The organism is Achromobacter sp. SIMBA_011 (genome assembly GCF_046535435.1).
In the GTDB taxonomy this organism is placed as follows: domain Bacteria; phylum Pseudomonadota; class Gammaproteobacteria; order Burkholderiales; family Burkholderiaceae_B; genus Achromobacter; species Achromobacter dolens.
This window is the reverse complement of sequence record NZ_JAWRWN010000003.1, coordinates 253,970-271,986: the sequence shown is the minus strand read 5'-3', so window position 1 is coordinate 271,986 and position 18,017 is coordinate 253,970. Positions and strand designations below refer to the sequence as shown.

Here is an 18,017-nt window from a genome sequence, read left to right as displayed (position 1 = left end):
GCCGCGCCGCGAACCCCTAGCCCGGCAGCGCGGCCGCCCGCCGCCAAGCCAGCGCCAGCACCGCCGCCGCGCCTGTCGTCAGCGCCGCCAGCATCGCGACCGGTCCGGCCATGTCGAGCAGGATCCCGGCCGCCAGCGGCGCGGCGATGCGCGTCAGTGCGAACACGCTGGACTGGATGCCGTAGTCCAGCGCCTGCAGGCCCGGCCTGGCATGCGACATCATCAGGCCGAACGCCAGGGCGGCGGTGGCGCCCATGGCCGCGGCCACCATCATGGCGCAGGCCGCCAGCACGGCCGGTGCCGCGTTCAGGCCGATTGCCAGCGTCAACGCCAGCAACGCGGCGGCCCCGGCGCCGGCATGCAGCCGCACCGCGCGGCCCGCGCGCAGGCGCTTGAGCAGCCGCGCGCCCGCGATGCTGGCCACGGCGCCCACCGCGCCGCCCGCGACGCCGACCAGCCACGCCACGCGTTGCGGCGCCAGCCCCTGGTCCAGCAGCAGCGGCTTCAGATAGAACCAGCCGGCGCCGATGAAGGGGAACAGCAGGGCCAGCAGCGGCAGCCAGCGGCGGCTGGCGGGCAGGCGCAGGTAAGCGATGGCGTGGCGCGTGGTCGAGGTGGTGTCGGCGGCTTGCGGAGGCGAGCGGGGTTGCCCCTTTGTGTCATCCAGTGTCGCCGCGTCGTTCGTGTTGAGGTGTTCGTCGCGCGAGGCAATCGCGCCGTCGTCGGCTCGCCCGGCATCCATGCTCTCCCGCAGCAGCAGGGTCAGCGCCGCGCCCAGCGCCAGCGCGCCCGCCATGATCAGGAACGGCGCCTGCCAGCCCCAGCGCGCCTGCGCCAGCAGCATCAGGCCGCCGCCGGCGATGGCGCCCAGGCACAGCGCCATCGAGCGGATGCCGCCCGCCGAGGCGCGGCCGGCCGCAGGCAGCACGCGGATCGCCAGCGCGTTGACGGGCACGTCGGCCCAGGTGCCGGCGAGCGCGGCGGCGGCCGCCAGCGCGAACAGCGTGACGCCGTCATTCAGCAGGTCGCGCCAGCCCAGCGCCAGCAGCACGGCGGCGTAGGCCAGCAGCAGCGCCACCGTCCAGCGCCGGTAGCCGCACTGGCCCGCGCCGCGCCGGTCCAGCGGCATCGCCAGCAGGAACTTGAACACCGTCGGCAGGCTGGCCAGTTGGAACAGGCCTAGGGCGGTGCCGGACCAGCCGTGCTGGCGCAGCACCAGCGGCAGGCCCAGCCACAGATAGACGCCCGGCGCGGTCAGCGCCAGGTTGAGCCAGCCGAACAGGGCCTGGGCCAGGCCGTGGCGCAGGCGCGGCGTCATGGCGCGGTCCGGCGCGCCGACAGCACATGCAGCGGCGCCAGCGGAAAGCGGTCGGAATCGAAGCCGCGCACGTCGGCGAAGCCGGCGGCGCGCAGCGCTTGCGCCAACTGGCCCTGGCGCGTCACGCGCCGCCCCAGCAGCAGCATCGGCAGGTAATAGCGCAACACGCGCGCGGCGGCGTCGGCGTCGTCCGGGACCTCGGCATGCGCCATCACCAGCAGCCCGCCCGGTGCTAGGGCGTCGTGCATCTTGCGGATCGTGGCGGCGGCGTCGGGCACGAAATGCAGCACCGACGAGCACCAGATCAGGTCGTAGCCGGCGCCGATATCGGCCGTGGCCAGGTCGCCGCCCACCGCCACCATGCGCGCCGCCAGCCCGGCGGCGGCGATGTTCTCGCGCGCCACGGCGGCGGTCTCGGGCCAGTCGAACACCACGCCGCTGGCCTGCGGGCGGTCCTGCACCAGCGCGATGCCGATGAGGCCCGGACCGCCGCCCAGGTCGAGGATGCGGCGCGCCGCGTCGGCGCCGGGCACGCAGGCGACCGCCTCGCGCGCCGCCGCCACGGCCAGGGCGCGTTGCTCCTGGCCGATCTGCACGCGCGCCGCGTTGGCCCAGGCGCCGGCCTCGGACGGGGCGGCGGGTGTTGCGGCGGGATCCTGGCGCAACCGTTGCATCAACTGCTCGCCGGACTGCGCCAGCGCGCGGCGCCGGTAGCGCCAGGCGTCGCCGCAGTAGTGGGGCCGTCCCGCCACGAAGTGGTCGCGCGCGGTGACCCCGCAGCGGTAGAGCGGCGGCTCGCCGGCGATGCGGTGCAGCAGGCGCAGGCTCCACAGCAGGTCCAGCAGGTGCTCGGCGGCGGCGGGGCGCAGCGCCAGCGCCTGCGCGACGTGCGCGGCGCTGGCCGGCGCGACCAGGTGCGCGAACAGGTCCAGTTCCAGGGCGGCGTCGAGCGCGGCGGTTTCGACCGGCGCGGCGGCCAGGTCCCAATAGCGTTGCAGGGGCAGGGGGGAAGTCGGCATGGCGGGTTCCTTGTGTTGACGATCAAAGGCGCCAGGTCAGGCGCAGGCCAACTTCGCGCGGCGGGCTGTAGACGGTGACGATGCCGTTCTGGTAGCCCACCGCGTCGTAGCGGCGGTTGGCGAGGTTGTTGACGTAGGCGGCGATTTCCACCTGTCGAACGGTGACGCCGGCGGCCAGGTTGACCAGCGCGTAGCCGTTGCGGCGGTAGCGGTTGGCGGCGTCCAGGTAGACCGGGCCGGTGCCGCTGAGCGAGGCCTGCGCGTACCAGCCGGCGGGGGCGTCGTAGCGCGCGGTCAGGTGGCCGTTCAGGCGCGGCGCGAACGGGTTCTGGTTGCCGCTGTAGTCGTTGGCGCCGTCGCGGAAGTGGCTGAAGCGGGTGCGGTTCAGGCCCAATCCGGTCTGCAACGACCAGCCCCGGCCCAGCAGGTATTCGAGCTCGAATTCCGCCCCGATCGAACGCGCCGACGCGGCGTTGGTGACGTACACCAGGCCCGGCAGCGGCATCTGCTGCACCTGCATGTTGTCGACCGTCATCACGTAGAAGGCGGCGGCGTAGCGCAGGCGGTTGCTGGGCAGCCAGCCCTTGGCGCCGATCTCGTACGCGCGCAGCGTTTCCGGCTGGTAGGCGGCGTAGTCCGCCGCTGGCGAAAACACGTTGTAGCCGCCGGCGCGAAAGCCATCCGCGACCGAGGCATAGACCTGCTGGCGCGGCGCGAAGGCGTATTGCAGCGCCAGCTTGGGCGTGACGCGGGTCCAGTCGGCGCGGCGCGCGCTGTCGCCTTGCGGCGTGAAGCGCACGGCGTCGCGCTCGACGCGGGCGCCGGCCTCCAGGGTCCAGCGCTCGGCCAGCGGCACGCTCCAGTGGGTGAAGGCGGCGCCGGACTGGCCGCGCAGCCGCACCACGCTTTCGGTCAGGCCGCGCGGCATCTTCTGGGTGTTGCGCAGGTTATGGTCGTCGCCGTCGGCGTACAGCCCCGCGAGCCAGTGGGCGCGGCCGAGCGCGCCCTCCAGCCGCAGCTCCTGCGACAGATTGCGGAAATGGTGGTCGCGGGCGATGTGCAGCAGGTCGGCGGGCTGGAAATCGGTGTCCTGCTGCACGCGGTCGCGCAGATCGTTCCAGGCCGTCACCGACGTCAGGCGCAGGCCGTCGTCCAGGTCGTGGCGCAGCGACAGCGACGCGCTGCGGCCGATGGACCGGTTCCAGCTCGGCGTGCCGGACGCCACGGTGGCGCGCGAGGCCGTGGGCGAGCCCCACAGCGCGGCGCCGTCGCGGTAGTTGATCTGCGCATAGCGCAAGGTGGCGTCGGTGCGCGCCGACGGCGTCCAGCGCAGCGCCAGCTTGCCGTTGCGCAGTTCGCGGTCGTCCTCGCGCCGGCCCGTGTAGGTGTTGTCGATGAAGCCGTTCTGGCCGCGCCAGGCGCCGGCCACGCTGGCGTAGAGCGTGTCGTCGATGATCGGCCCGCTCAGGTCGAAGCGCAGCATGCGCAGGTCGCGGCTGCCTACGGTGGTCGAGACGCTGCCGCGCAGGCTGTCGCCCGGCTGGCGGGTATGGACGTTGATGACGCCGGCTTCCGCGTTGCGGCCATAGAGCGCCGATTGCGGGCCGCGCAGCACTTCGACGCGGTCGATGTCCAGCAACTGGTCGTCGAAGCCCTGCGCCATCAGCGTGGGCACGCCGTCCACCACCAGCAGGGTCGAGGTCGAGAACGAAAAGAAATTGGCCGACAGGCCGCGCATCACGGCCGCATTGACGCCGGCCTGGCCGAACGGCTGGAACGTCAGCCCGGGCGTGATGCGCTGCAGGCCCTCCAGGTCGACGACGCCCTGGCTGTCGAGCATGTCACCGTCGAACACCGACAGGCTGCCGGGCAGCGATTCGAGGGCGCGTTCCTGCTTGTCGGCGGTGACGGTGATGGCGGGCAGTTGCGCGGCGGCGGCAACCGGCGTTGACGCGGCGGAAGGCGCGGAAGAATGCGGGGAGGCGGGCGCCGCCGAAGGCACGGCGGGCTGCGCCAGCGCGGCGGGCGTGGCGCAAAGCCACAGCACAACCCAGGCGGCGCGAGGGTGGGGAAGAGGGCGATTCATCGGGATTCCTGTGCAAGCAGTCACGGCGGCCGAACGCGCGGCGCCGTCCCGAAGATGGTATTTCTTTATGCGAACGCCTATCATTAGCATTCATATGCGAACCGGATGGATTCGTATGCATGCCGGCGCAGCCGCGCCTGAGCCGATTTCAGGCACCCGTCCCGGCGCCATCCCGGTTCCGTCCCGCCACCCGTCACCTCCCGTCGAAACCATGTCCCTGCGCATCTCCGCCACGCTCGCCCAACCCGGTCCGGCCGTCCGTCCCGGCTGGTCGCGGCTGGCGCTGCCGGCGGATCTGGGCGAGTGCGTGGCCGACCGCCTGGACCTGGGCGAGGGCCTGGCCCTGGTGCATTCGCAATACACCCCCGTGCGCGACCTGATCGAGGAGAATGCTGCCGAGCACGGCGGGCGCACGCTGGTCATCACGCTGGCGCTGCGCGGCGCGTCGGCCTATCGCGGCGCGGACGGCGCCGAGCTGGATTTCCGCGGCGGCCAGACCACGGTGACGGCGTTTCGCCGTCACCTGGGCGAGCGCCGCTACCTGGGCGGCAGCACCGTCTCGCAACTGCGCCTGCTGGTGGGCGAGGCGGCGCTGTGCCGCTACGCCGGCCATGCCCAGGCCGAGGCGCTGTTCGGCGCTGGCGGTCTGCGGCGGCTGGCGCAGGGCCGCACCAGCGCCGACCTGGCCGCCGTCGCGGCCGAGCTGGCGCGGGCCAGCGACCCGCTGGACATCCACATCAAGGCATTGACCCTGTTGTCACGCCAGTTGCGCGCGCTGGCGCCGGCGCCAGCGGCGGGCCGGTTCAGCCAGGCCGACATTGCCCGGCTGGAGCGGGCCCATGCGCTGATGCGCGAACAGATGGATCGCGAACTGACGGTGCAATACCTGTGCCTGGCGACCGGGTTGAATGAATTCAAGCTCAAGCAGGGCTTTCGCGCGTTGTACGGCAACAGCCCGATGCGGCTGCTGACCGAGATGCGCATGCGCCGCGCCTGGGAGTTGCTGGAGACCGGCTGCCAGGTGGCGCAGGCGGCTTACCGGGTCGGCTACCGCCACCCGGCCAATTTCAGCGCTGCGTTTACCCGTTTCCATGGCCGCGCGCCGAAGTCGGTGTTCGGCAAGCGGCGTTGATGCGGCGCGCAACGATGCCGTTGGCCCCTGGCCGCTCTAGTGCGCCACTCGCATCCGCCGCCGCGACACGCTTTCCCACCCGGCCACCAGCATCATGATCAGCGTCGTCAGGCCGCCCACCATCAGGTTGTCGGTGACGAACGCGATCGGCGCCAGGATGGCCAGCAGCGCGAGGCCCACCACATGTGACAGCGGGAAGCGGCCATACACCACTGTCTTGTAGATGCCGTTGCCCAGCAGGTACAACGCCGGGCCGCCGAGCAGCGCGGCGGCCGCCGCCGTGACGATGCGGCCGTCCGGGTGCAGGATGACCAGTTCGTTGGCCACTGCCGAGACGATCACGCCCGCGATCAGGATCACGTGCACGTAATGGAAGTAGGCCCCGACCCGGCCCGGATCGGCGTGGTGCGCGATGGCCTCGCTGCCGTCCTTGCTGCTGGTGTCGAAATACACCCACCACATCGCCGCCGTGCCCAGGAACGCGGCCAGCAGCGCGATCAGGGTAGGGATGTCCCAGTGCGGATGCTCGCCCAGCGTCGCGCCGGTGATCAGCAGCGTCTCGCCCAGGGCCACGATCACGAACAACTGGCAGCGCTCGGCCAGGTGGCCGCCCTCGATGGTCCATTCGCGGGTGGTGGAACGGCCCAGGCCCGGCAGCCAGAAGCCGGCCATGGGCGAAAAATACTCGCAGGCCACCGCCACGATCCACAACGCCAGCCGCGTGTCGCCCGAGGCCAATCCGCCGGCGATCCAGAACACCGCCGAAATGCACAGCCAGCCCAGCATGCGGCGGAAATTCGGCGCCAGCGGATGCGACGGCCCCAGGTGCAGCACCACGAACAGCGTGCGGCCCACCTGGATCAGCACGTAGCAGATCGCGAAGATCAGCCCCTTTTCGCCGAAGGCGCCGGGCAGCACGGCGGCGGCCACCAGCCCTAGCAGCATCACGCCGAACAGCATCAGCCGCATCGGTAGCGCGTCGGGATCGAACCAGTTGGTGACCCAGCAGGTGTATTGCCAGCCCAGCCACACCGCGAACCACAGCACCAGCGTGTGCACCGCGCCCATCAGGGTCAGGTCGTGCAGCAGGCTGTGGGATAGTTGAGTGACCGCGAAGACGTAGACCAGGTCGAAGAACAGCTCGACGAAGGTGACACGGGCCTCATGGCCGTCGCGGTGACGCAGCAGATGGGCGCTGGCGAGAAATGGCATGGCGGCGCTTCTTGTCCGGTGGAGGGGGCGTCGCCAGATTACTCCCGGCCTTGCCGTCCAATCGTAAAGAATTCAAAAGACGTGGCGCGCCCGCGACGCCTCAGTGGCCGGCCGGCGCGTCGCCGTGTCCGCCCAGCTCGCGGTTGCGCGAGCGCACCAGCGCGGCGGCCAGCGCCGCCGCCACGGCCGCGATCACCGCGCCCGCCAGGAAGGTCACGCGGTAGCCGCCCGCCAGCGCCGCCACCGGGGCCGCGCCGGCGCCGGCCAGCGCCGCCGTGCGCGCCGCGGCCAGGCTGGCCAGCACCGCCAGCCCCAGCGCGCCGCCCATCATGAAGGCGGTGTTGACCACGCCGGACGCCAGGCCCGACTGGCTCGGCTCGACGTCGCTCATGGCGGCCAGCAGCATCGGGTTGAAGGCGATGCCCGCGCCCAGGCCCAGCAGCAGCATGCCGGGCAGCACGTCCGCCGCGAAGTGGCCGTCGACCGGGGCGCGCGCGAACAGCGCCAGCCCCAGCGCCGCCAACAGCAGCCCGGTGGCCAGCGGCCCGCGGATGCCAAAACGCATCACCAGCTTGGCCGACAGCCCCAGCGAGAACGCCGCCATGATCAGGTTGGCGGGCAGGAACGCCAGCCCCACCTGCATGGCGTCATAGCCCAGCACCAACTGCATGTACAGGGCCGAGACGAAGAACCACGCGAACATGCCCGCGGCCCACAGCACGCCGACCACGTTGGCGGTGGCCACGTTGCGCAGGCGGAACAGCGCCAGCGGCATCAGCGGTTCGGCCACGCGCGCCTCGATCGCCAGGAACAGCGCCATCAGCAGCGCGGCCGCGCCCAGCAGGCCGAGCGACTGCGCCGAGGTCCAGCCGGCCTCGTTGCCGTTGACCACGGCGTACACCGCCAGCATCAGCGACGCGGTGACCGTCAGCGCGCCGGCCACGTCCAGCTTGCCGCCACCGGCCGCGCCGCGCGCCGCCGGCAGCAGCCGCAGGCACAGCGCGTAGACGGCCACGCCGATCGGAATGTTGACCAGGAAGATCCAGTGCCACGACAGCTTGCTGGTCAGCAGCCCGCCCAGCAGCACGCCCAGGCTGCCGCCGCCCGCACAGACGAAGCCGTACACGCCCATGGCGCGGGCGCGTTCGCCGGCCTCGGTGAACAGGTTCATGATGAGCGACAGCGACACCGCCGACACCACCGCGCCGCCCAGCCCCTGGGCCGCGCGCGCGGCGATCAGCAGCCCCTGGCCCCGCGCCAGCCCACAGGCCAGCGAGGCCACCGTGAACAGCACCAGGCCCGCCAGGAACATGCGCCGGTGGCCGAGCAGATCGCCCAGCCGCCCGCCCAGCAGCAGGAAGCCGCCGAAGGTCAGCATGTAGGCGTTCACCACCCACACCAGCGAGGTTTCGGTGAAATGCAGGTCTTCGCGGATCGAGGGCAGGGCGACGTTGACGATGGTGGTGTCCAGCACGATCATCAAGACGCCCAGGCATAGCACGATCAGTGCCCACCAGCGTTGCCTGCCCTGTATGCCATGCGTCATGGATGTCTCGCTCCATCCGCTTGTGGCGGATTCGGTTGTCAGTGGGGTTGTCAGTGGCTGAGCCGCCCGCCGCTGATCATCCACCGCGTGTCGTAGCGGTCGATCAGCGCGCCATAGGCTTCGGCCCAGAAGGTTTTCTGGAGCGGCATGGTAACGCTGCCGCCCTCTGCCAACAGATCGAACACGCGTTGCGCGTCCGAGACCGTGGGGTAGGCCAGTGACAGCGCCATGCCCTGCTTGCCGGGGTAGGGATGGCCGGCGGTGGCGTCGCTGGCCATCAGCACCTGTTCGTCCAGCGCCAGGCGGGCGTACATGATGCGTTCGGATTCTTCGGTCGACAGCGCCGGCATGGCGGCATCGGCGGGCGCATCCGCGTAGCGCACCATGGCCTCGACGCGGCCGCCCAGCACGCGCTCGTAGAAACGCATGGCCTCGGCGCAGTTGCCGTCGAAACTGAGGTAGGCGGAAAGTTGGGGCATGGCGGGTTCCTCCTTGATGGCCGACCCTGATTCTCGCACCCATGGCGCCGTCCGGGAAACCTCTTATTGCCGCCGGTCCGCGCGCATCCCTATGATTCGCCACAGGATCAGGACTGATCCGCACGCGCCGGCACGGCTTGGCGCGGCAGTGCCCCGCAGCAATGATTGCTGCCCGAACCTTCGTCTGGCTATAGAAGCCCCCGACTCACACGCGATGCGTGGTCGGGGGCTTTTTTGTTTTCCGAAACGTTGCAGGGAGATCGCATGCAAGTATCACCGCCGCCGGACGCCGCCGCGTCCGCGATCCACGTGGCCAGTGTGCAGACGGCCCCCGTCATGGGCGAGGTTGCCGCCAACGTGGCCCGTTCCATCGAACTGGTCGAGCAGGCCGCCGCGCAGGGCGCGCGGCTGGTGGTGCTGCCCGAACTGGCCAACACCGGCTACGTGTTCGCCAGCCGCCAGGAGGCCCACGCCCTGGCCGAAAGCGTGCCCGACGGCCCCAGCTCGCAGGCCTGGATCGCGCTGGCGCAACGCCTGGGCATCTACCTGGTGGCCGGCATCGCCGAGCGCAGCGGCGGCAGGCTGTACAACGCCGCCATCATCGCCGGCCCCGACGGCTACCTGGGCACCTACCGCAAGCTGCACCTGTGGGGCGACGAGAACCTGTTCTTCGAGCCGGGCGACCTGGGCCTGCCGGTGTTCCATACCGAATTCGGCCGGCTGGGCGTGGCGATCTGCTACGACGGCTGGTTCCCCGAGGTCTACCGCCTGCTGGCGCTGCGCGGCGCCGACATCGTCGCGGTGCCGACCAACTGGGTGCCGATGCCCGGGCAGACGCCCGACGGCCCGGCCATGGCGCACGCGCTGGCGGCGGCCGGCGCCCACAGCAACGGCCTGACGCTGGTGTGCGCCGACCGGGTCGGCGTCGAGCGCGGCCAGCCCTTCGTCGGCCGCAGCCTGATCGTCGGCTCGCAGGGCTGGACCGTGGCCGGCCCCGCCAGCCACGACCGCGAAGAGGTGCTGGTGGCGCCGGTGGACCTGGCCGCCTCGCGCCGCGCGCGGCAATTGAACGACTTCAACCACGTGCTGCGCGATCGGCGCCGCGACCTTTACGACGAACTGCTGGGCGCCGCCGAGGCGCCGCGGCAGCGTTGACTACAACGGCGGACAGCCGGCCCCCAAGGAGAAATCCCCATGAAAAAACCCACTTGCAGCTTCCTCATCCGACTTTCCTTCATCGCCGCGCTGACCGGCGCGGCGGGCGCGCACGCCGCCGACCCTTTGCGCATCGGCGTGCCGGTCGGCCTGTCCGGCGCCAACAGCGTGGTCGCGCCCGGCGTGGTGCAGGCCTCGCAACTGGCCGCCGATGAAATCAACGCCGCCGGCGGCATCCTCGGCCGCCAGGTGGTGCTGGAGATCGCCGACGACGCCTCGGGCGCGGTCGGCGCGCAGAAGGCCTACGACACGCTGGTGTTCCAGAAGAAGGTGGACGCCATCATCGCCATGGAAACCAGCGCGGCGCGCAACGCCGCGCTGCCCATCGTCTCGCGCGGCAAGGTGCCGTACATCTACACCTCGTTCTACGAAGGCCGCTCGTGCAACCGCTGGATGCACGTCAACGGCTGGGTGCCCGAGCAGCAGGTGGCGCCGGTGGTGGACCACTTCATGAAGGAACGCGGCGCCAAGACCTTCTTCCTGGTCGGCAGCGACTACGCCTTCGGCCGCGGCATGCTCAAGTTCACCCGCGAATACATCGAGAAGCAGGGCGGGCGCGTGGTGGGCGAGGAATACCTGCCCATCGACGGCTCCGACTGGACGCCGGTGGTCTCGAAGATCCGCTCGGCCAACCCGGACGCGCTGATCAGCTCCACCGCCGGCGGCGGACCCAACGTCAGCCTGGCCAAGCAGGTCAAGGCGGCCGGCCTGAACATGCCCTACGGCAACCTGGCGATCGACGAAGCCACCGCCAAGACCATGGGCGACACGGCGGTCGGCATGTACCTGTCGGCCTCGTACCTGACCAGCATCGATACGCCGCAGAACCGCAAGTTCCTCGACGGCCTGAAGGCCAAGTTCGGCGCCGACGCCAAGACCGCCAACGAGTTCTCGGGCCCGCAGTACGAAGCCTTCTTCCTGTACAAGGCGGCGGTCGAGAAGGCCGGCAGCCTCGATCCGCAGAAGGTGGTGCAGGCGCTGAGCGAAGTGTCGTTCGACGGCCCGCGCGGCCCGGTCAAGATGGACCGCCAGCGCCACGCCGCCCTGACCATGCGGCTGGGCCAGGTGCAGCCGGACGGCTCCATCAAGATCCTGCAGACCTTCGACCAGGTCGATCCGGGCGCGCAATGCCCCGACCTGAAGTAACGCGGTAAGCCACCCCTGCGCGCCGCCGGTTCGCTGGCGGCGCAGGAGAACACAATGGGTTTGATGCTGGACATCCTGAGCACGGCCGCCATGCTGTTCATCGTGACGGCCGGGCTGATGATCATTTTCGGCGTGATGAAGATCGTCAATTTCGCCCACGGCGCCATCATCACACTGGGCAGCTACGCCGCCCTGGTGGTGACGCGGCTGGGGCTGGACCCGTGGCTGGCGCTGCCGTGCGCGCTGGCGGCGGGGGGGCTGGTGGGCATGCTGGTCGAGCGCCTGATCGTGCAGCCGCTGTACAAGCGGCCGCTGGACGCTATCCTGGCGACCTGGGGCCTGGGCATCGTGATCGGCCAACTCATCACCATGGCCTTCGGCCGCGAGGTGCAGTTCGCCGATGCGCCGATCCAGGGCGCGGTGCCGTTCCTGGGCACCGAATACTCGGCCTATCGGCTGTTCCTGGTGCCGGGCGCGCTGCTGCTGTACGTGGCGCTGACGCTGCTGCTGAACGGCACGCGCTTTGGCGTGCGGACCCGCGCCGTCATCATGAACGAGGACCTGGCGCGCGGCCTGGGCATCAACGCCGAACGCATCCGCTTCACGACCTTCGCGCTCGGCGCGGGGCTGGGGGCGCTGGCCGGCGCGCTCATCACGCCGCTGTCCAGCGTCGATCCGAACATGGGGCTGCCGTGGCTGGTCAGCGCCTTCATGCTGGTGATGGTGTCGGGCAACTCGATCACCGCGCTGCTCCTGACCTGCCTGGTCTATGGCGCCTGCCAGGTGCTGGTGGGCGTGTTCATCAGCCCGATCCTGGGCGGCGTCACCATCGCGGTGCTTGCGGCCCTGACCCTGCGCCTGCGTCCCAAAGGATTCGCCCATGACTGATTCGTCCCTTGCGCAACCGGCGCTGGCGACCCGCGCCGACCCGCGCCGCGCCGCCCGCGGGCGCGACCTGCTGTGGCTGGCCATCGCCTGCCTGGCGCTGACCGTGGCCGGCCCCTGGCTGTTCGACACCTACCTGCTGAACGTGCTCATCAAGGCGCTGTTCTTCGCCGTGGCGGCGGTCACGGTCGATATCCTGTGGGGCTACACCGGCTACCTGACCTTCGGACAGTCGGCCTTCTTCGGGGTCGGCGCCTATGCCGCCGGACTGGCCTTCACGCACTACGGCTTCTCGCCGGGCATCGCGCTCGCGGCCGCGCTGGTGGCGGTGGGCGCGGCGATGCTGCTGGCGCTGGCCACCGGCTGGCTGTCGTTCTATCGCGGCGCCTCGCCGTTCTTCGCCACCGTGATCTCGCTGGTATTGCCCATCGTGCTGACCCAGGTGGCGCTGTCGGGCGGCACCTACACCGGTTCGTCGTCCGGCCTGACCGGCTACGACACCTTCGACCTGTCGCTGGAGGCCTGGTACGTCATCGCCGCCGGCGGCCTGTCGATCGTGGCGCTGCTGGCCTGGGTCGCGGTGCGCAGCGACGGCGGCCGCATCCTGGCCGCGCTGCGCGACAACGAGGGCCGCTGCAGCTACCTGGGCCTGAACACCGCGCACTGGCGCATCGCGCTGCTGGTGGTGTGCGGCGCGGTCGCCAGCCTGGCGGGCTTCGGCTACGGCGCCTTCAGCGGCGTGGTGGCGCCGGAACTGACCGGCTTCGTGTTCGGCACCGAACTCATCATCTGGGTGGCGCTGGGCGGACGCGGCACGGTCTGGGGGCCGGTCCTGGGCGCCGTGCTGATCAACGTGGCCGGCTCGTACCTCAGCGGCAACATGCCGTTCCTGTACCAATTGGTGCTGGGCGTGACCTTCATCCTGGTGATCCTGCTGCTGCCGCGCGGGCTGCTGCCGTTACTGCTGGCGCCGTGGCGCCGCCGGCGGCCGGCGCCGGTGCCGGAATTGGTGGCGCGCGCGCCGGCCCAGGCCGCCGCCGAAAGCGGCCTGGGCCTGGCCGGCGTGGCCAAGCGCTTCGGCAGCCTCAAGGTGCTGGAAGGCATCGACCTGCGGGCGCGCGGCGGCGAACTGCTGGGCCTGATCGGTCCCAACGGCGCCGGCAAGACCACGCTGATGCGCTGCATCGCCGACGGCGCCGAGCGCAGCGAGGGCACGGTCGAACTCTGCGGCCACGCCGTCAGGCGCGACGGGCCGGAGCAGTGCGTGCGCTACGGCCTGGGCCGCAAGTTCCAGAACGCCAACATCTTCGACACGCTGACCGTGGCCGAAAGCCTGCGCATCGCCACCACGCTGCGCGAGCGCCCGTCATGGCGACGCCGCGCGCCCGTCTTGGCGCTGCCGGCCTACGCGCTGGAGGTGCTGCGCATGACCGGCCTGGACCAGCAACTCGACCGCGTGGCGCGCGACCTGTCGCATGGCCAGCAGCAGGCGCTGGAACTGGCCATGGTGCTGGCGCTGGAGCCGCGCGTGGTGCTGCTGGACGAACCCACTGCGGGTCTCAGCAAGGACGAACGCGCCCGCATCGGCCAGGTGCTGTCGGCCCTGGCCCATACCCACGGCCTGTGCTGCCTGCTGGTCGAGCACGACCTGGACTTCGTGGCCGAGGTGGCCACCCGCATCATCGTGCTGCACCAGGGCCGCATCGTCATGGACGGCAGCTTCCGCGAAGTAGCCGAATCCGAACTGGTGCGCACCATCTACGCCGGCAATGCGCCGGCCGCGAACAAGACCGCGCAAGCCACCCGGCAAGCTAGTCGGCAAGCCACTGAGCCACCCGCGCAGCAAGGCGCCCAATCCGCAACCCCGTCCATCCCGCCCGAAGGAGCCCAACCATGAACGCCGCCCCGGCCTTGCGCCTGGAAAACGTCGCCAGCGGCTACAAAGGCGCCGTAGTGCTGAACGACATCTCGCTGTCGGTGGCCGGCGGCGCCTGCGTGGCGCTGCTGGGCAAGAACGGCATGGGCAAGAGCACGCTGCTCAAGACGGTCATGGGCTACCTGCCCAAGCTGCGCGGCACCGTCAGCCTGGGCGGCGTCGACGCCACCCGCCTGCGGCCGCACGAAGTCGCGCGCCGCGGCGTGGCCTACGCGGCGCAGGACCAGCCGCTGTTCCCCGACCTGAACATCCGCGACAACCTGCGCCTGGGCCTGCCCAACGACCGCCTGTTCGACGAACGCTTCGGCGAGATCGCCGACCTGTTCCCGGTCTTCGCCAGCCGCCTGCGCCAGCATGCGGGCACCCTGTCGGGCGGCGAGCAGAAGATGCTGCTGGTGGCGCGCGGCCTGATGCAGCGGCCGGCCCTGTTGCTGCTGGACGAGATCACCGAAGGCCTGCAGCCCTCGGTGATCGAGCGGCTGGGCCGGGCGCTCAACTGGGAACGCGAGCGGCGCGGCACCTCCATGTTCATCGTCGAACAGAACGTGGCCTTCGCGCTGGACGTGGCCGACCGCTACCTGGTGCTCAAGCAGGGCGCCATCGTCGACCAGGGCGAGGCTGGCGCGCCCGGGGCCGCCGGCCATATCATGGACCACTTGAAGGTATGAACCGTCCCGGCGCCCGCGGCGCGCCGGCCACGATCTTGCAGAAGGAAGCCCCTATGACCTCCCGCACTGACAGGGACGCCGCCACGCCGGGATGGCGCATCGGCGTGCTGTATTCGCGCAGCGGCGTGACCGGCACCACCGAATCGCAGCACTTCTTCGGCACCGTGCTGGCGGTCGAGGAAATCAACGCGCTCGGCGGCGTGCTGGGCCGGCCGCTGGAACCGGTGGTCTACGACCCGCGCAGCGACGCCGAGGAATACCGCCGCCTGGCCGCGCGGCTGCTGCTGGACGACGAGGTCAACGTGATCTTCGGCGGCTGCACTTCGCACTGCCGCAAGGCCATGCTGCCGGTGGTCGAGCGCAACAACGCGCTGCTCTGGTATGCCTCGGTCTACGAAGGCTTCGAGTATTCGCCCAACATCATCTACACCGGCGCCGCGCCCAACCAGGGCAGCATGCAACTGGCCGCCTACCTGATCCAGCACTGCGGCAAGCGCATCTTCCTGGTCGGCGCCGACTACATCTACCCGCGCGAAACCAACCGCATCATGCGCGACACCGTCGAGGAGCATGGCGGCGAGATCCTCGACGAAACCTACCTGCCGCTGGGCTGCGACGAAGGCGAGATCATCGACGTGGTGCGCGACATCCGCCGCATCAGGCCGGATGTGGTGTTCTCCACCCTGATCGGCGACGACGCCCAGCGCTTCTACCGCCGCTACCACGCCGCCTGCGAGGCCGACCCGGGCGCGCCGCACATCCCCATCGCCAGCCTCACCATGGCCGAATCCGAGGTGGCCGAGATCGGCCCGGCCCTGTGCGCCGGCCACATCACCGCCGCCACCTACTTCAATACCGTCGATTCGTCCGCCAACGCCCATTTCCTGGAGCGCTGGCGCGCCCGCTTCGGCGACCGCCCGGCCAGCGTCTACGCCGAGGCCTGCTACAGCCAGATGCACCTGTTCGCGCGCGCCCTGCAGCGCGCCGGCAGCCTGGACACGCGCAAGCTGGCGCAGGCGGTGCACCAGGTGGGTTTCGACGCGCCCGGCGGCCGCCTGACCATCCTGGCCGAAAACAACCACAGCGTGCTGACCCCGCGCATCGGCGTGTGCCGCGCCGACGGCCGTTTCGACATCGTCTGGGCCAGCGGCGAACCGGTCAAGCCGGACCCCTACCTGACGGCCTTCGGTCTCGATGAGTTCTGGTTGGCGTGATCATGGACCATAGCCTCCGCCGCCTTTACGAAGACCTGCGCAGCGTGGCCGTCGCCGTGGCCTATCCGCCCGGCGAAGACCGCGACCTGCTGGTCGAACAGCTCAAGCGCATCGGCTGCCGCATCCACCTGGTCTGGCCGTTCCCCGACAAACCGCCGGCGGGCGCCGACGTGGTGTTCTTCCAGGTCTCGCAATGCGGCCAGAACTCGTTCGCGTGGTCCGCCAGCGAGGTCGACGCCACCCTGATCGCGCTATCCGAATACGAAACCCCCACCACCTTGAAGCAACTGCTCAAGACCAACGCCCACGGCGTGCTGACGCGGCCGTTCCGCTCGGCCGGCATCCTCAGCACCCTGGTGCTGGCGCGCTCGGCCAAGCAGTTCCAGACGCGCCAGCAGAACAAGATCGACAAGCTGGAAAGCACCATCAAGGCGCGCCGCGTGATCGAAAAGGCGATCCGCGTGCTGATGGACCACCAGCGCCTGGACGAGCGCGCCGCCTACGAACACATGCGGACCCGCGCCACCGGCCTGCGGGTCAGCGTGGCCGAGGTCGCCGCCATGATCGTCGAGGCCAGCGAAGCCATGGAAAAACTGGGCCTGGGCGGCGCGCGCCCCGACCCGCAGAACAACAGCAGCAACGGAGGCAAGGCATGAAAGTCATGATCGCCCGCATGAACCACGAGACCAACACCTTTTCGCCGGTGCCCACGCCGCTGTCCGCCTTCGGCAACGACGGCCCCACCTACGACCGCGCCGCCTACGAAGAGAACCACGGCAAGCGCACCGCCATGTCCGCCTTCATCGATCTGGCCGAGGCGCGTGGCGCCACGCTGGTCACGCCGGTGTCGGCCACCGCCTATCCCAGCGGCCGCGTCGACGGCCAGGCCTATCGTGAACTGTGCGACCGCATCGTCGCCGCCGCCGCCGGCTGCGATGCGCTGCTGCTGGACCTGCACGGCGCCATGGCCGTCGAAACCACCGACGACGGCGAAGGCGACCTGCTCGAACGCCTGCGCCAGCAAGCCCCCGGCGTGCCGATCGCCGTCGCCCTGGACCTGCACGGCAACGTCACCCAGAAGATGATCGACAACGCCGACGTCATCGTCAGCTTCAAGACCTACCCGCACGTCGACATGTACGAAACCGGCGAGCACGCCGGCCGCCTCCTGTTCGACTGGCTCGCGGGTGGCCCGCGCCCGCGCCTGGCCTGGCGCCGCCTGCCGCTCATGAGCCACACCCTGCGCAGCAACACCGCCGAAGGCGCCATGCGCCGCGCCGTGCAGGCCGCGCGCGGCGCCGAGGCCGGCGGCATGCTGGCCGTGTCGGTGCTGGCCGGCTTCGCCCTGGCCGACATCCCCGACCCGTGCCTGAGCGTGGTGGTGGTCGCCGCCGGCGACGCCGAGGCCGCCGAGCGCGTCGCCGCGGGCCTGGCCGCCGCCATCTGGGACGACCGCGACGGCTTCGTCTACGAAGCCGAACCCCTGGCCGCCTCGCTCGAACGCGCCGCCGCCCTGGCGCGCGGCGCCGACCGTCCCGTGCTGCTGCTGGACCACGGCGACAACTGCATGTCCGGCGGCACCTGCGACACGATGGACGTGCTGGTCGCCGCCGTCGACGCCGGCCTGACGGGCATCGTCGCCGGCCTGTACTGCGACCCCGAAGCGGTCGCCGCCATGATCGCGGCCGGGCATGGCGCCCGGGTCGAACTGCCGGTCGGCAACAAGCTGCCCATCCCCGCCATCGGCCGGCCCGCCGCGCCGGTGACGCTGACCGGCGTGGTGCGCGCCATCACCGACGGCAGCTACGTCATCACCGGCCCCACCTACACCGGCCAGACCGCCTGCATGGGCCGCAGCGCCGTGCTGGACATCGGCGCCGCGCAACTGGTCATCACCGAACGCACCCACGAACCCTGGGACCTGGGCGTTTTCGAGAGCCTGGGCATCGACCCGCGCGCCGCCCGCTTCATCCTGGTCAAGTCGCGCATGTACTGCCGCCCGGTGTTCGTGCCCATCTCGTGCGCGCTGATCGAATGCGACAGCCCCGGCGTCACCAGCTCGGACTTCTCGCTATTCCCGTACCAGCGGCGCAACCGGCCGCGCTATCCGCTCGATCCGTTCAAGCCGGCGCAGATGTCGGCGTAGGGTGGGGCGGATGTC

General features: G+C 70.8%; 15 protein-coding genes. 9 read left to right on the top strand and 6 right to left on the bottom strand.

From position 1 onward, the window contains the following. Positions 1-16: 16 nt before the first annotated feature. The 3 genes from SB816_RS14325 to SB816_RS14315 are packed head-to-tail and all read right to left on the bottom strand — an operon-like array spanning position 17 to position 4,423. Complete coding sequence (locus tag SB816_RS14325) at positions 17-1,318, bottom strand: MFS transporter (RefSeq protein WP_410547204.1); 1,302 nt, start codon at positions 1,316-1,318, stop codon at positions 17-19. Continuing rightward, entirely contained in the window at positions 1,315-2,337 is a 1,023-nt protein-coding gene (locus SB816_RS14320) for a class I SAM-dependent methyltransferase (RefSeq protein ID WP_144658119.1), read from the bottom strand. The genes SB816_RS14325 and SB816_RS14320 overlap by 4 nt, the downstream gene beginning before the upstream one ends. Before the next feature lie 22 nt (positions 2,338-2,359). Continuing rightward, the gene (locus SB816_RS14315) at positions 2,360-4,423 is read right to left on the bottom strand and encodes a TonB-dependent receptor (protein ID WP_410547203.1); all 2,064 of its coding nucleotides are present in this window, start codon (positions 4,421-4,423) and stop codon (positions 2,360-2,362) included. Positions 4,424-4,634: 211 nt separating this feature from the next. Here SB816_RS14315 and SB816_RS14310 point away from each other — a divergent pair, with 211 nt between their 5' ends. Beyond that, entirely contained in the window at positions 4,635-5,555 is a 921-nt protein-coding gene (locus SB816_RS14310) for a helix-turn-helix transcriptional regulator (RefSeq protein WP_410547202.1), read from the top strand. Positions 5,556-5,591: 36 nt separating this feature from the next. Here the strand turns inward: SB816_RS14310 and SB816_RS14305 are convergent, their stop codons facing one another. The 3 genes from SB816_RS14305 to SB816_RS14295 all read right to left on the bottom strand — a co-directional run bounded on the left by SB816_RS14305 (position 5,592) and on the right by SB816_RS14295 (position 8,792). Beyond that, positions 5,592-6,767 carry a low temperature requirement protein A gene (locus SB816_RS14305; RefSeq protein WP_410547201.1) on the bottom strand — a complete coding sequence of 392 codons (1,176 nt, stop codon included), beginning with the start codon at positions 6,765-6,767 and terminating at the stop codon, positions 5,592-5,594. Positions 6,768-6,867: 100 nt separating this feature from the next. Continuing rightward, positions 6,868-8,313: an MFS transporter gene (locus SB816_RS14300; protein ID WP_410547200.1), complete on the bottom strand. Its 1,446-nt coding sequence runs from the start codon at positions 8,311-8,313 to the stop codon at positions 6,868-6,870. 50 nt (positions 8,314-8,363) lie between these two features. Continuing rightward, entirely contained in the window at positions 8,364-8,792 is a 429-nt protein-coding gene (locus tag SB816_RS14295; protein WP_144658114.1) for a VOC family protein, read from the bottom strand. 264 nt (positions 8,793-9,056) lie between these two features. Here SB816_RS14295 and SB816_RS14290 point away from each other — a divergent pair, with 264 nt between their 5' ends. From SB816_RS14290 to SB816_RS14255, 8 genes are read left to right on the top strand one after another with little or no spacing between them, the layout of a single operon-like run. After that, positions 9,057-9,947 carry a nitrilase family protein gene (locus SB816_RS14290; RefSeq protein ID WP_116792273.1) on the top strand — a complete coding sequence of 297 codons (891 nt, stop codon included), beginning with the start codon at positions 9,057-9,059 and terminating at the stop codon, positions 9,945-9,947. 39 nt (positions 9,948-9,986) lie between these two features. Next, positions 9,987-11,153 carry a substrate-binding protein gene (locus SB816_RS14285; protein ID WP_410547199.1) on the top strand — a complete coding sequence of 389 codons (1,167 nt, stop codon included), beginning with the start codon at positions 9,987-9,989 and terminating at the stop codon, positions 11,151-11,153. Positions 11,154-11,207: 54 nt separating this feature from the next. Next, a complete protein-coding gene (locus tag SB816_RS14280) occupies positions 11,208-12,041 on the top strand; it encodes a branched-chain amino acid ABC transporter permease (RefSeq protein WP_410547198.1) in 834 nt (277 codons plus the stop codon). Beyond that, positions 12,034-13,935, top strand: a complete 1,902-nt coding sequence (locus tag SB816_RS14275) for a branched-chain amino acid ABC transporter ATP-binding protein/permease (RefSeq protein ID WP_336236128.1) — start codon at positions 12,034-12,036, stop codon at positions 13,933-13,935. The genes SB816_RS14280 and SB816_RS14275 overlap by 8 nt, the downstream gene beginning before the upstream one ends. Further along, entirely contained in the window at positions 13,932-14,642 is a 711-nt protein-coding gene (locus tag SB816_RS14270; RefSeq protein WP_026384366.1) for an ABC transporter ATP-binding protein, read from the top strand. The genes SB816_RS14275 and SB816_RS14270 overlap by 4 nt, the downstream gene beginning before the upstream one ends. Before the next feature lie 53 nt (positions 14,643-14,695). After that, complete coding sequence (locus SB816_RS14265) at positions 14,696-15,856, top strand: transporter substrate-binding domain-containing protein (protein ID WP_410547197.1); 1,161 nt, start codon at positions 14,696-14,698, stop codon at positions 15,854-15,856. A gap of 2 nt (positions 15,857-15,858) precedes the next feature. Further along, positions 15,859-16,512 carry an ANTAR domain-containing response regulator gene (locus SB816_RS14260; protein WP_372416324.1) on the top strand — a complete coding sequence of 218 codons (654 nt, stop codon included), beginning with the start codon at positions 15,859-15,861 and terminating at the stop codon, positions 16,510-16,512. Next, on the top strand, positions 16,509-18,002 hold the full coding sequence (locus SB816_RS14255) for a M81 family metallopeptidase (RefSeq protein ID WP_410547196.1): 1,494 nt from the start codon (positions 16,509-16,511) through the stop codon (positions 18,000-18,002). The genes SB816_RS14260 and SB816_RS14255 overlap by 4 nt, the downstream gene beginning before the upstream one ends. Positions 18,003-18,017: the final 15 nt, after the last annotated feature.

Excerpts from the sequence above, each read along its gene's own strand:
- SB816_RS14325 (WP_410547204.1), bottom strand. The coding sequence starts at position 1,318 with ATGACGCCGCGCCTGCGCCACGGCCTGGCCCAGGCCCTGTTCGGCTGG.
- SB816_RS14320 (WP_144658119.1), bottom strand. The coding sequence starts at position 2,337 with ATGCCGACTTCCCCCCTGCCCCTGCAACGCTATTGGGACCTGGCCGCC.
- SB816_RS14315 (WP_410547203.1), bottom strand. The coding sequence starts at position 4,423 with ATGAATCGCCCTCTTCCCCACCCTCGCGCCGCCTGGGTTGTGCTGTGG.
- SB816_RS14310 (WP_410547202.1), top strand. The coding sequence starts at position 4,635 with ATGTCCCTGCGCATCTCCGCCACGCTCGCCCAACCCGGTCCGGCCGTC.
- SB816_RS14305 (WP_410547201.1), bottom strand. The coding sequence starts at position 6,767 with ATGCCATTTCTCGCCAGCGCCCATCTGCTGCGTCACCGCGACGGCCAT.
- SB816_RS14300 (WP_410547200.1), bottom strand. The coding sequence starts at position 8,313 with ATGACGCATGGCATACAGGGCAGGCAACGCTGGTGGGCACTGATCGTG.
- SB816_RS14295 (WP_144658114.1), bottom strand. The coding sequence starts at position 8,792 with ATGCCCCAACTTTCCGCCTACCTCAGTTTCGACGGCAACTGCGCCGAG.
- SB816_RS14290 (WP_116792273.1), top strand. The coding sequence starts at position 9,057 with ATGCAAGTATCACCGCCGCCGGACGCCGCCGCGTCCGCGATCCACGTG.
- SB816_RS14285 (WP_410547199.1), top strand. The coding sequence starts at position 9,987 with ATGAAAAAACCCACTTGCAGCTTCCTCATCCGACTTTCCTTCATCGCC.
- SB816_RS14280 (WP_410547198.1), top strand. The coding sequence starts at position 11,208 with ATGGGTTTGATGCTGGACATCCTGAGCACGGCCGCCATGCTGTTCATC.
- SB816_RS14275 (WP_336236128.1), top strand. The coding sequence starts at position 12,034 with ATGACTGATTCGTCCCTTGCGCAACCGGCGCTGGCGACCCGCGCCGAC.
- SB816_RS14270 (WP_026384366.1), top strand. The coding sequence starts at position 13,932 with ATGAACGCCGCCCCGGCCTTGCGCCTGGAAAACGTCGCCAGCGGCTAC.
- SB816_RS14265 (WP_410547197.1), top strand. The coding sequence starts at position 14,696 with ATGACCTCCCGCACTGACAGGGACGCCGCCACGCCGGGATGGCGCATC.
- SB816_RS14260 (WP_372416324.1), top strand. The coding sequence starts at position 15,859 with ATGGACCATAGCCTCCGCCGCCTTTACGAAGACCTGCGCAGCGTGGCC.
- SB816_RS14255 (WP_410547196.1), top strand. The coding sequence starts at position 16,509 with ATGAAAGTCATGATCGCCCGCATGAACCACGAGACCAACACCTTTTCG.